12 protein-coding genes and 1 pseudogene are annotated in these 12011 nt (G+C 70.9%); all 13 read left to right on the forward strand.

Annotated elements, in window-relative coordinates; genetic code table 11:
* Window positions 1–69: 69 nt before the first annotated feature.
* Entirely contained in the window at window positions 70–354 is a 285-nt protein-coding gene (locus tag AA75_RS51775) for a LysR family transcriptional regulator (RefSeq protein WP_233288983.1), read from the forward strand.
* Window positions 270–968 (forward strand): LysR substrate-binding domain-containing protein, encoded by a 699-nt coding sequence (locus AA75_RS10935; protein ID WP_233288984.1) that lies wholly within the window; start codon window positions 270–272, stop codon window positions 966–968. Before AA75_RS51775 ends, AA75_RS10935 begins: the two co-directional genes overlap by 85 nt.
* A gap of 266 nt (window positions 969–1234) precedes the next feature.
* The gene (locus tag AA75_RS47280; protein ID WP_149038068.1) at window positions 1235–2293 is read left to right on the forward strand and encodes a hypothetical protein; all 1059 of its coding nucleotides are present in this window, start codon (window positions 1235–1237) and stop codon (window positions 2291–2293) included.
* 246 nt (window positions 2294–2539) lie between these two features.
* A complete protein-coding gene (gene crtI, locus AA75_RS10940) occupies window positions 2540–4084 on the forward strand; it encodes a phytoene desaturase family protein (protein WP_033819697.1) in 1545 nt (514 codons plus the stop codon).
* The gene (locus tag AA75_RS10945) at window positions 4081–4995 is read left to right on the forward strand and encodes a phytoene/squalene synthase family protein (RefSeq protein WP_033819698.1); all 915 of its coding nucleotides are present in this window, start codon (window positions 4081–4083) and stop codon (window positions 4993–4995) included. The genes crtI and AA75_RS10945 overlap by 4 nt, the downstream gene beginning before the upstream one ends.
* Window positions 4992–5915, forward strand: coding sequence for a lycopene cyclase domain-containing protein (locus tag AA75_RS10950; RefSeq protein WP_051812116.1), 924 nt, complete (start codon window positions 4992–4994; stop codon window positions 5913–5915). The genes AA75_RS10945 and AA75_RS10950 overlap by 4 nt, the downstream gene beginning before the upstream one ends.
* Window positions 5912–7312: a carotenoid oxygenase family protein gene (locus tag AA75_RS10955; protein ID WP_033819699.1), complete on the forward strand. Its 1401-nt coding sequence runs from the start codon at window positions 5912–5914 to the stop codon at window positions 7310–7312. The genes AA75_RS10950 and AA75_RS10955 overlap by 4 nt, the downstream gene beginning before the upstream one ends.
* A gap of 60 nt (window positions 7313–7372) precedes the next feature.
* Window positions 7373–8056, forward strand: a complete 684-nt coding sequence (locus AA75_RS10960) for an acetoacetate decarboxylase family protein (RefSeq protein WP_051812117.1) — start codon at window positions 7373–7375, stop codon at window positions 8054–8056.
* Window positions 8057–8222: 166 nt separating this feature from the next.
* Entirely contained in the window at window positions 8223–8768 is a 546-nt protein-coding gene (idi, locus tag AA75_RS10965; protein WP_233288985.1) for an isopentenyl-diphosphate Delta-isomerase, read from the forward strand.
* A 162-nt stretch (window positions 8769–8930) separates the two neighbouring features.
* Complete coding sequence (locus AA75_RS10970; protein WP_033819701.1) at window positions 8931–9245, forward strand: hypothetical protein; 315 nt, start codon at window positions 8931–8933, stop codon at window positions 9243–9245.
* Window positions 9242–10261: a diphosphomevalonate decarboxylase gene (gene mvaD, locus AA75_RS10975; protein WP_051812118.1), complete on the forward strand. Its 1020-nt coding sequence runs from the start codon at window positions 9242–9244 to the stop codon at window positions 10259–10261. The genes AA75_RS10970 and mvaD overlap by 4 nt, the downstream gene beginning before the upstream one ends.
* Entirely contained in the window at window positions 10258–11250 is a 993-nt protein-coding gene (locus AA75_RS10980) for a mevalonate kinase (RefSeq protein WP_033819702.1), read from the forward strand. The genes mvaD and AA75_RS10980 overlap by 4 nt, the downstream gene beginning before the upstream one ends.
* Window positions 11251–11636: 386 nt before the next feature.
* Window positions 11637–12011: pseudogene (locus AA75_RS10985) on the forward strand (hypothetical protein); the annotation flags it as partial.

Here is a 12011-nt window from a genome sequence, read left to right on the forward strand (position 1 = left end):
CGAACGAACCTAGGAGGGCGGCACACATAACACCAGGACGAATTTTCAAGTATGTGATAATCCCTCGTTATGAACGTGGATCTGCGTGACCTGGAGCTCCTGTCCGCCACCGCGGACGCCGGAACCCTCACGGGCGCCGCCGAACGCCTCTTCGTCAGCCAGCCCGCCCTGAGCCAGCGCCTCGGCCGGCTGGAGGACGCCTCGGCCAGCCGCTGTTCGACCGCCGCGGCCGCCGGCTGGTCCCCAACGAGGCGGGCAGACGCATGCTGGTGGCAGCCCGTCAGGTGCTCGGCGAACTGGAGTCGGCCGCCCGCGACCTGCGCGAGATGCGCGACGGCCACGCCCGCCACGTGAGATTCACCGCCCAGTGCAGCACCACCTTCCAGTGGCTGCCCCCGGTCGTCCGGGCGTTCCGCGAACGGCACCCCGAGGCGGAGATCCGGATCGCCGCCGTGCCCGACGACGCTCCCGTCCCCGCCCTGCTGGCCGGTCTGGTGGACGTGGCCCTCGTGACGAAACCCGACCGCGAGATGGACCGGGTCAGTCTGACCAGGGCGTTCGAGGACGAGATGGTGGCGGTCGTCCCGGCCGGGCACCCCTGGTCCGGCCGTGCCCACGTCACGGCCGAGGACTTCGCCGGGACCCACCTGGTGCTCTACGACGGCTACGACCAGAACCGCATCCCGTCCACCCCGCTGCCGATCCCGCACGGTGCCAGACCCGGGCGCATCACCGTCATGCCCGTGATCACCGACCTCCTCATCGAGATGGTCGCCGCAGGCCAGGGCATCACGGTGCTCCCCAACTGGGTCGCCGCCCCCTACCTCGTCTCCCACGGCCTGAGCACCGTCCGGCTCGGCCCCGAAGGACTCCCCCGCACCTGGTACATCGCCACCCGCAGAGAGCCTCGATCCGCCCACCTGGAAGCCTTCGTGGAGGAACTGACCACCCGGCTCCACATCCGCTGAACCCGCCGACCGGGCGGCCCCGACCACAGCGCCGACGGGCCGGGGCCACCGGGGCGGGCGGTGGAGACGGTCGTCCCCGTCACCGTCCGGGGTGCCGACTCCCGCCCGAACGGACTCCCCTCGGGGCATCGATCGTGGATCCGGCCGGATGAAGCTGCACAGAAGGCTCCCTCGGTCGACCGCCGGATACGGGATCCGAAGTGACGGCCAGAGCCACAGGAATATCTATCCTGTGACTCGTTCAGATTCCAGCCGGGGGTCTCCCGATGTCCTCACCATCAGATTTCGATCACTTCACCCCGAAGCAGATACCTCTGTACTGCCCGATTTCACCCGCCTATCACCCCGGAGAGTCGGCGGCGCAGACGCAGGCCATCGAATGGATGGATCGGCGTCGACTTTTCGACAATACCGGAATCGATCGGGAGAGGGTTTTGGCCACGGGCAGTGCGAGAGCTGCCGGAAGCATGATCCCGGCAGCCCCTGAGGAACTTCTGCTACTACATGCGTCCTATCTATATTTGGGGTTCTCCATTGATGACCTCTTTGATCGCGGACCACTCGGGCAGCGCAGGAGATCCTATCGGAAAATTTCCCCGAAGCTGGCACACCTGCTTGAATCACCTCTGGCGGAACATGACGAGGAAGACCCCCTGCTGAGCTCTTTCGCAACGCTTCGCCAGCAGATTGCCATGAATTCCACCGGGACCCAGATTCGCCTCTGGAGTTCCGCCTTCGAGGCATGGCTGCTCGGTGTCGCCTGGGAGCTAGATTTCACCCATAGATCCTCTGATTTCTCACTCGATGACTATCTGATTCAGCGCCTGTACAGCGGAGCAGCTCGCGCAGCCATCGTATCGGTGGAGATCTGCGGAGGGGGAGGTGAACTGCCGGCAGAGGAAAGAGAGATGCCCTCCGTTGCAGCCATGGGCCAGGCAGCCGGACTGCTCATCAACCTTCATGCGGATCTCTTCTCGTACGCCGGCGAGAAGTCACACAACATCGTCAACGTCCTCACGCGCTCCGAAGGCGGATTGCAGCCCGGTATCAACCGGTCCATCGAACTGTGCAATCGCATCATGGGCCTCTTCGTCCGGCTCCACGAACAGACCGCAGCCGATGTCAGCCCCCCGACGCAGAAGTATCTCAAGAATCTAGGACACATGATCAGTGGAAACCTTCAATGGTGCTACGAATCCGCCCGGTACAGGCGTTCTCCGGCTCGGGCACCGCTGCTCTGCCGGGACCGGGTCGGCGATGAATTCCTTGCAGCATCTCCGTGTCCGAGTATCGCCTGGTGGTGGGAGGTCGGACGGCGGGACTGATCCCGGGGGCGCACCGAGCGGGCTCGCCGAGGTGGTAGGCGGACCCTCGGCCCAGGTCCTGCCCGATGGACGGCACGAAAAGGAGGGACGTCCCCCGGGCTACGGCACAGGATGTTCGGAAGCCACCACGCCCGTTTCTCTTCGAAGGCTGCGACCGCGGTGCTCTTCGGCGTCAGGGTGTGCGCAACACGCCGACCGCACGGCAGGGCTGCACCATCGTCGGCGCTCGGGGAAGGGCGGTACAGGATGACCGCAGGTGTCACCGCACACGTGCAGGACGTCGTCGTCGTCGGGGCTGGACTGGCCGGTCTGTCCGCCGCGGTACACCTGGCCGCGGCCGGACGCGACGTCACCGTCGTCGAACAGGGCAGCGCCCCCGGCGGCAAGGCGGGGCTGGTCGAACGGGACGGGTACCGGTTCGACACGGGCCCCACCGTGCTGACGATGCCGGAGCTGATCGAGCAGACGTTCCGGGCGGTGGATGAGGAGATGGACGACCACCTCACCCTGCACCGGCTCTCCCCCGCCTACCGTGCCCATTACCCGGACGGCAGTACGCTGCGCGCCTACGCCGACCGCGACGCGATGGCCGATGAGATCGGCCGCGTCTGCGGTGCCGGCGAGGCTGACGGCTACCGGCGGTTGGCCGCGTACCTGCAGCGGCTCTACCGCGCCGAATACGCGCACTTCATCGATCGCAACGTCGACGGCCCGCTCGATCTGAACGTGGCCGCGCTGGCCCGGCTCGCCGCTCTCGGTGCGTTCGGCGGCCTGGAGGCCAGGATCCGCCGCTACCTCCACGACCCCCGCACCATCCGGCTCTTCTCGTTCCAAGCGCTGTACGCCGGTGTCGCCCCGCACCGGGCCCGCGCCCTGTACGCCGTCATCTCCTACATGGACACGGTCGCCGGGGTGTTCTTCCCCCACGGAGGCATGCACCGCCTGCCGCAGGCACTGGCCGATCTGGCCGAACGGCACGGCGTCACCTTCAGGTACGGGCAGCGGGTCGAGCGGGTGGAGACCACGTTCGGCGGCCGTGCCCGCGCGGTCGTCACGCAGGACGGGGACCGGCTGCCCGCCGACGCGGTCGTCATCACCGCGGACCCGTTCCTGGCCTTCCCCCAGCTGCTGAACCGGTCGCCCAGGAGGCTTCGCTCACTGCGTTTCTCGCCGTCCTGTTTCCTGCTGCTCGCCGGCGCCCCGCGCGGCGCCGCGGACCGGGACCATCATGCGATCCACTTCGGCAGGTCGTGGCGCGGCGGGTTCGAGGAGATCACCCGCCAGGGTCGGCTGATGTCCGATCCGTCGTTCCTCGTGAGCACCCCGACCGTCACCGATCCGGGCCTCGCCCCGCCGGGTCATCACAGCCACTACGTGCTCTTCCCGACACCGAATCTCGCCGACGGCCACGTCGACTGGGACATCCACCGCGGCCCCTACCTCGATCTGGTCCGCCGGACCCTCACCGGTCACGGCTATCCCGAGCTCGCCGAGGACCCGCAGGCGGCCACGGTCACCACACCCGTCGACTGGCAGCGCCGGGACTGTCCGGCCGGGACTCCGTTCAGCGCGGCGCACACGCTCGGGCAGACCGGCCCGTTCCGGACGCCGAACCTGGCCGGCGAGAACATCGTGCTGGCCGGCGCGGGCACCCATCCCGGTGTCGGCATCCCCATGGCGCTGATCAGCGGGCGGCTGGCAGCCGAGCGGATCACCGGTCCCGCACGACGCGGCGCGCCGCCCGGGCGCCCCGGGCCGGTCCGCCTGCAGGCGAGCGGGGGCGGACGGTGAGCGACCGCCGTCGGGCGCTGAGCAGGGCGGGCATCGACGATCCCCGGCTCCAGGACGCCTACCTCTACTGCCGGCACCTCGCCGCGAGCCATGGACGCACCTACTACCTGGCCACCCGGCTGCTCCCGGCGGCCAAGCGGCCGCACGTTCACGCGCTCTACGGCTTCGCCCGCTTCGCGGACGAGATCGTCGACAACGAACCGGAGGCGACCCGAGCCGCTCACTTCGATGCGTGGTCCGCCGAGGTCACCTCGCAGCTGCGGGCCGGCCGGGCCGATCAGCCGGTCGCCCGGGCCCTGCTGAACACCATGCGGCAGTGGGAGATCCCGATCGGCCACGTCGATGCCTTCCTCGCCTCGATGCGTGCCGACCTCACGGTGACCCGCTACCGCACGTTCGAAGACCTCAGCGGCTACGTCTACGGTTCGGCCGCGGTGATCGGCCTCCAGTTGATCCCCATCCTGGAACCGCTGGCCCCGGAGGCGGCGGACCGCGCCCGGGTGATGGGAGAGGCGTTCCAGCTCAGCAACTTCCTGCGGGACGTGGCCGAGGACTACGACCGCGGCCGGATCTACCTTCCGCAGGAGGACCTGGAGCGTTTCGCCGTCAGTGAGGCCGAGCTCGGCAGGACGCGGGTGTCGCGCAACCTGCGGGACCTGCTGCGGTACGAGATCGACCGCAACCGCCGTCAGTACGCCTACGCGGTGGGCGGCATCCCCATGCTGGCGCCCAGTAGCCGTCCGTGCATAGAGACGGCGTTCACCCTGTACGGGGGCATCCTCGAGGCGATCGAGAGCGCCGACTACCAGATCCTCGACCGCCGGGTGTCGGTTCCGCCGCGCACCCGGGTGCGCGTCGCCGCCCGTGCCTGGCGGCAGGCCGGTGCGCTTCGACGGAGCGCGGTGCCATGACCTACCTCGGCTTCCTGGGGTTGTTCCTCGCCCCCGCACTCCTGCTGGCCGCGGTGCTGACCGCTCTCGTGAGCCGGCGGCACCCGGGTCCCGCGCAGCGCGGGCGACTGCGGATGGCGGCCTGGATCACCGCGCTGCTCGTCGTCGCCGCCTTGGTGTGGACGCCTCCGTGGGACAGCTGGATCATTCGGCACGGCGTCTGGAGCTACCCACCGGACGGGGTGCTGGCCACCTGGGGGCGTGTTCCGTTCGAGGAGTACCTCTTCATGGCGGGCCAGACGGTGCTGATCGGCCTGTGGTCGATCGTCTGTCTGCTGGAGGCGGCTCCACCCCGGGTCTTCATCATCGGGTCGCGCGCCGGGCCCCGGCTCCCGGACGGCGGAGGCCCTCCTCTGTACATCCGGCGGCTCGGGGGCGTTCTGCACGGTGCCCGTACCATCCGCGGCCCCGGGCGCCGAACGGTGTTCTGCGCTCTGTGGCTCTCGGCGGCCGCGCTGGGGTCGATCGCCGCCGCCGACACGCGCCTGACCTATCTCGGCGCCCTGCTCGTCTGGTTCGGTCCCCTGCTCGCCCTTCAGGCGGGTGTCGGCGCGGATCTGATGGCCGATCGACGGCGGCTCCGCGCCCTGATGGTGGTGCCGGTGTGGCTGTACCTGTGCGTCATCGACCGGGTGGCCATCGCCGCCGGGACGTGGCGGCTGTCTCCCGAGCGGACCACGGGTCTCCGGCTGCTGGGGCTTCCCGTCGAGGAGGCGATCTTCTTCGCCGTGACCTGCCTGCTGGTCGTCAACGCGCTGGTGATCGCCACCCACCCGCGGGTCGCCGACCGACTGCCCTGCCGCCGTCCTCGCCCCCGTGGCCTCGCCTCGGTCCCCGCACGGGTGGACGTGGCGGAGAGCACGGACGGGAGAGCGACATGACCCGGTTCCCCTTCAGGAGCGGCCAGGAGGCCCTCAGCCCGTACCTGCAGAACGCGTACACACCGGTGACGTGCGAGTCCTCCGGCACGGAGCTGAAGGTCACGGGACGTCTGCCCGGCACCTTGGACGGCCTGTTCACCCAGATCGGGCCGAACCCGGTCCGCCCGCCCCGGCGGACCGGAGCCGGACGGTACACCTGGTTCACACAGGACGGGATGGTCAGCGCGATCCGTATCGCGGACGGCGGGGCCCGCTGGTTCCGCAGCCGCTGGATCCGGTCCCGCCGGGTCTGCAGGGCCCTGCACGAGGCACGGCCGCCGGGGCCGCGCCGGTTCCCGATCGACACGGTGAACACCAACATGCTGGCCCACGGCGGCAGGCTGCTGGCCCTGGTGGAGACCGGCTGCCTGCCGGTGCACCTGGCGCCGACCCTGGAGACGCTGGCCTACACGGACCTCGACGGCGCCGTCCCCCACGGGTTCGCCGCTCATCCCAAGCGCTGCCCGCGCACCGGTGAACTCCACCTCATCGCCGGCAGTCCCCTGCACCGGTGGGCCGACTACCTGGTGCTGGACCGCGACGGACGGCGGATGCACAGCAGGCGGATCGCCCTCGACGGGCGCCCGATGATCCACGACGTCGCCCTCACCCGCCGCCATCTCCTCTTCCTCACCACACCGGTCCAGTTCACGCCCGCACTGGCGGTCCGGGGGCACTTCCCCTACCTGTGGGACCCCGCGCGGCGTACCCGTATCGCCGTGGTCCCCCGGGCCGGGGCCACAGCCGACGTCAGGTGGATCGACGTACCGCAGTGTTTCGTCTTCCATCTGGTCGGCGCCCACGAGACCCCGTCGGGGACCATCGAGCTCACCGCGATCCGCTACCCGCGCATCTTCACCGACCCCGGGGAGGACCCGCTCTCACGCGAGGGCACCCTGTGGAACTGGAGCATCGACCCGTACCGGGGCACCGCCGTCTCCACCCAGCTCGGCGACCTGCCGCACGAGCTGCCGCGGAGCGACCCCCGGCGGCTCGGGGAGCCGCTGCGCTACTTCTACGCACTCACCGGCACCCGGCCCAACGCCCACGCGCTGCGCCTTCCCGACACGGTGATCCGGCACGACCTCGTCACCGGGCGGGATGATCGTTACCGGCTCCCGGAGGACTCGGCCACGTCCGAGGCCGTCTTCATCCCCGATCCCGACCGCCACGAGGAGGACCGCGGATGGATCGCCCACCTGACCTACCGGGCCGACAACCGGCCGGGCACCCTCAGCTTCCTGGACGCGGGCGATCCGGCGGCCGGTCCCGTCGCCACGGTCGAACTGCCCGCCCGGATCGCCACCGGCACGCACAGCAACTGGATCCCGGCCGCGGAGCTCTCCCCGCCGCCCTGACGGTGCTTTCCCTGACAGTGCTTCCCCGACAGCCGAACCACGCCCCTGCTGGAGACTCCGATGACGACAGAGCGCCCGCACCCGGCACCGCCACCACCGCAGACCGCGTACCCGCCCGCCCCGTGGCGGCTCACCGGCCGGATGTACGGCACCGCGCTTCGCCTGCCGGCCGATGCCCTCCCCCGCGAGCTGCGGCCGCCGGCCCCGGTGGGCCGCGACGGCACCCGTCTGCTCGTCGCGGCCTGGGTCTCCTACGACACCAGCAGTGTGGGGCCCTATCGCGAGTTCATGGTCTGCTCGGTGGCGCGCCTGCGTCCTCCCGTCCGGGGGACCGTCCTGAAGATCTGGGTTGACAGCCGCATCTCGCAGGCGGGCGGCCGAGCACTGTGGAGCATCCCGAAGGAGCTCGCGGATTTCACGTTCGCGGCCGGATCGACCGTCGAGGCGTCCGCCTCCGGAGACGACGGGCGTCTCATCGCCCGGTACACCTTCGTCCCGGCCCGCAGGATCGGTCTGCCCGCCCCGCTGCCGCTCCACGTCCTCCAGCCGACCGACCGTGGTGGTCTGCGACGCTCCCTCTTCCTCCTGGCCGGACGGCCCGGGACGGGGAGCGCGACACTCACCGTGCCCGAGGACAGCCCGGTCGCCTTCCTGCGTCAGGCACGCCCCGTGTGTCACATCAGCCTCACCCGGATGCGGGCCCTGGTAGGACTGCGGTCCCGACTGCTCGATGCGGGCCGGTGACGCCGGTCGTCGGGGTGGCGGAGGTGCCTGCGGCCGAGGAATCGCGAGCAGATGAGAACCAAGCATTCGACATGGGCCGGCCTTCGAAGTCGAGCCCACGGAAAATTCCACCCGCCGACCAGGGCCTGACGGCTCGGGTCCAGATGCCGGAAGGCGCAGCACAACCATGAGTAAAACGATGCTGGAACTGGTCGATGCACACGGCCGCACCGTGGGAACGGCCGAGAAACTGTCGGCCCACCAGGCTCCGGGGAATCTGCACCGGGCGTTCTCGGTCTTCCTCTTCGACGCGGACGGCCGGATGCTGCTTCAGCAGCGGGCGCTCGGCAAGTACCACTCACCGGGAGTCTGGTCCAACACCTGCTGCGGCCACCCGGCTCCCGGCGAAGCGCCGTTCCTGGCGGCAGCCCGGCGTATCACGGAGGAGCTCGGCTGCGCGCCGATGCGGCTCCAGGAGGCCGGCACGGTCACCTATGACCTGTCCGACCCGGGTACCGGCCTGGTGGAGAAGGAGTACAACCACCTCTTCGTCGGCATCGTCGATGCGGCCGCCCCCGAGCCCGACCCCCTGGAGGTCGCGGACACCAGCTTCGTCACGCCGGGCCGGCTGCACGAGCTGCGTGCCACCCACCCCTTCTCCGTCTGGTTCCCGATCGTCCTCGATGCGGCCCGACCGGCCGTCGTCGGCCTGGTTCCCGGCGGCGGCTGGTGAGCGCACCCCTGGTGGGTGACGGCTCGATGGCGGCCGACCGTTCGTTGCGGCGGGCGGACCTGCGTTGGGGCGATGGGCTGCCCGTTGGGGCAGGAGCCGTCCGACGGGGGCCGCGCATAGTGGTCTCCAGGGCCTGGATCCAGCCGTAGCGGGGAGACCTTCATGTCATGGACGGACGATATCGAGCGCATCATCGAGATCGATTACCTGCAGATCGCCCAGTGCTTTCCGGCCAGTGACCGGGGCTTCGCGCGCTACCGCGCCCTGTGGCTCGAATCTGTCGCCGACGAGCTGGCCTCCGTGGTGGCCGACCCGACCGGCAGACTGCCGTTGCCCGCCCCGTTCGACCGGCTGGTACGGGCCTACCTCACCGAGCAGGGATCGGGGCCCGTGCCCTTCACAGCCGGCCCGGGAGTTCCTTGTGAGGAACGCCGGCTGATGATCGAGGCATTCCTGGCCCGGGTCGGTGCGCTGTGATCCTTGCACAGGCCCATGCGAATCTGGCGCTGGTCAAGTACTGGGGCAAGACTGCTGAGGGCGGCAACCGTGCCGCGAACGCCAGTCTGTCGGTCACGCTGGACGGTCTCACCTCGCTCGCCGCCGTGCGCTTCCGGTCCCGGGGCGAATCCGACCGGGCCGTGTGGCATCCGCCGGGACCAACCGAGGGCCTGGGACGTTTCGTGGCCCACGCGCGCGAGGTGCTGCGGATCCGCCGGGCGGTGGACGTCGTGGTGCAGTCCGACTTCCCGGTGGGGTCCGGCCTGGCGTCCTCGGCATCCGCCTATGCGGCCCTCACCTACGCGCTGGCGGAGGCCGCCGATGAGGCTCCCGGGAACGTGGACCTGACCGCGCTCGCCCGCAGCGGTTCGGGTTCGGCGTGCCGGTCGCTGTTGGGCGGGTTCGTGGAGTGGCAGGTCGGGGCCGAGGAGACGGTCCGTCAGGTGGCCGCTGCGGACCACTGGCCGCTCGCCGTGGTCATCGCCGTCACCCGCGAGGAACCCAAGCACATCTCGTCGCGGGAGGGCATGGTCCGTACCGCGTCGACCTCCCCGTTCTACCGGGCCTGGCTCGACGCCAATCCGGCCGACCTCTCCCTGGTGCGCGATGCGGTGCAGCGGCGGGATCTGGCCGCGCTCGGTCCGGTCGTCGAGCGCAACGCTTTGCGCATGCACGCGACCGCACTCGGCTCGACTCCCCCGCTGCTGTACTGGGAGCCGGCGACGGTCGCGGTGATGCGCGAGGTGTGGCGGCTGCGGGAGGAGGGGACCGCCGCGTTCTTCTCCATCGATGCCGGTCCGCAGGTCAAGGTGGTGTGCGAGCCCGGCGCGGCCGACGGCGTCGCAGCCGCTCTCACCGAGGTCCCGGGCGTGCACCGGGTGTTGCGTTCCCGACCCGGCCAGGGTCCCCGCGTGCTGCGTGAACCGCCGTCCTGGGCGCGGCTGCCGGCCCCGTGGCAGGACACGCCGACGCCGGCGGGAGGGGGCGCGACGTGACCGGCACGCGGGTGTTCGCACCCGGGAAGCTGATGATCGTCGGCGAGTACGCGGTCCTGCACGGCGGACGGTCACTGGTGACGGCCGTGAGCTCCGGCATCGAGTGCCGCAGCGTCCCCCGGGCGGGCGGCTGGTGGCTGACCGCACCGGACCTGGGGATCGACGCCCCGCTGTCGGCCGTGTGGCGGGCGAAGGGCGGGCGTCTGCTCGCGGCGGCCGTCACCGCGGGAGCGGAGGCGTTCGCACTCACCGGACCACGGCACCTGACCGTACGCGGGGTGGGCACGGGCGCGGGCCGCAAGACCGGGCTGGGCGGCAGCGCGGCCGGCACGGTCGCGGTGCTCGGCTGTCTGGGCGCCGTGACGGGTCTCGACCTCGCCGGGGCCGACGTACGTCGCCGGATCTTCGACCTCGCGTTCGCGGTGCACCGCGCCCATCAGGGCGGTCACGGCAGCGGGGCGGACGTGGCCGCGAGTGTGTACGGCGGGTGGGTCGACTACTCGCTGTTCCAGGGCGTGGCCCGGATCAGGCCCGCGGCCGTTCCCCCCGGGCTGCTGCTCGCCGCCGCGTGGAGCGGTGTGACCGCCGATACCAGGGAGAGCCTGGCCGAGTTCGAGATGATCCCCTCCGCCCCGGCGATCCTCGAGCGCATGCACGCGGTCCTGGCGGACTTCTGGGCGGCGGCGGACGCCTCCTGCGCGCCGGCGCTTCTGCGCAGTGTCTCGGGCTACGGCGGCATACTGCACGACGTCGCCTGTGAACTCGGTGTGCCCGCCCGGGCGAGGATCGCCGAGCTGGTCTCCGGGGCCGCCCGGGACGGTGTCGCGGTCAAGGGCTCCGGCGCGGTGGGCGGTGACTGTGTCATCGCGCTCGGAACCGGCCCGGGCCGCCTCGACGCCGTCCGTTCGGTGTGGCGGAAGCTAGGGGCCAAGACGCTGGACCTCACTTCGGACCACGGCGGGATGCGGCTCGTCGACCTCCACGGCTGAGGCCGCTGCACCCGGCGGGGGCGGCCGGGTCCTCGGCCCCCGGGGTGGCCCGGGTCGCCCGGACGTCATGTCCGGCGCTCCTGGTTGCCTGATCCGCTTCCCCTTCGGCGGCTGACCATCACGATCGGTGCCCGTACGGTTGCGCTACATGTCGGGTGACGCCGGCACCCTCCCGCAGGCTCCCCGTAGGGCAGTCCTCGTCGGTGGCGTCGGTGCCGCGGCGGCTCGTCTCCCTGCCTCCGTGCGTCTGTGCACGGCTTTCTTCCACGGCAGGCCGGTACGTGGTGGCAAGGCCGAGCGGACGGTCTCCGGTTCGGTCCGGTCGCCGTTCCTCAACCCGCGGTGCGGGCGTCCGCCCCGCCGCAGGAGCCCCGAAGGAGATTCCGTTGGAACGTCATCGACTGTCCGTCCTGTTCTGCGACCGCCCGCGGGCCGTCGCGCGGATCACTTGTCTGCTGGCTCGGCGGGGTTACGCCCTCAGCGACTTCGGCGTCGAGGTGACACAGTCGGCCGGTATCCGGCGGGCGACGTTCATCGTGGAGCTGGACCGGGTGGATCCGCGGCAGGTCGCCTCCCAGCTGGAGAAACAGGTGGACGTGATCCAGGTCGATCTGCTGCCGGCCGACGGGCCGGTGAGCGGGCCACCGGGGACTTCGCAGGGATCCGCGGTCCCTGCGGTCGGCGCAGACCCGGCGCAGGGGCAGCCGGTTCGCGCCACCTGCCGCCCCACCCCGGTGACCGCGGCCACCGTGCTGCAGCAG

Origin of the sequence: Kitasatospora sp. MBT63, assembly GCF_000710465.2 — a bacterium.
GTDB lineage: Bacteria > Actinomycetota > Actinomycetes > Streptomycetales > Streptomycetaceae > Kitasatospora.

What these genes read in the sequence shown, in the direction of transcription:
- AA75_RS10955 (WP_033819699.1), top strand. Translation starts at nt 5,912, where the DNA reads ATGACCCGGTTCCCCTTCAGGAGCGGCCAGGAGGCCCTCAGCCCGTAC.
- AA75_RS47280 (WP_149038068.1), top strand. Translation starts at nt 1,235, where the DNA reads ATGTCCTCACCATCAGATTTCGATCACTTCACCCCGAAGCAGATACCT.
- AA75_RS51775 (WP_233288983.1), top strand. Translation starts at nt 70, where the DNA reads ATGAACGTGGATCTGCGTGACCTGGAGCTCCTGTCCGCCACCGCGGAC.
- AA75_RS10970 (WP_033819701.1), top strand. Translation starts at nt 8,931, where the DNA reads ATGTCATGGACGGACGATATCGAGCGCATCATCGAGATCGATTACCTG.
- crtI (WP_033819697.1), top strand. Translation starts at nt 2,540, where the DNA reads ATGACCGCAGGTGTCACCGCACACGTGCAGGACGTCGTCGTCGTCGGG.
- AA75_RS10960 (WP_051812117.1), top strand. Translation starts at nt 7,373, where the DNA reads ATGACGACAGAGCGCCCGCACCCGGCACCGCCACCACCGCAGACCGCG.
- AA75_RS10950 (WP_051812116.1), top strand. Translation starts at nt 4,992, where the DNA reads ATGACCTACCTCGGCTTCCTGGGGTTGTTCCTCGCCCCCGCACTCCTG.
- idi (WP_233288985.1), top strand. Translation starts at nt 8,223, where the DNA reads ATGAGTAAAACGATGCTGGAACTGGTCGATGCACACGGCCGCACCGTG.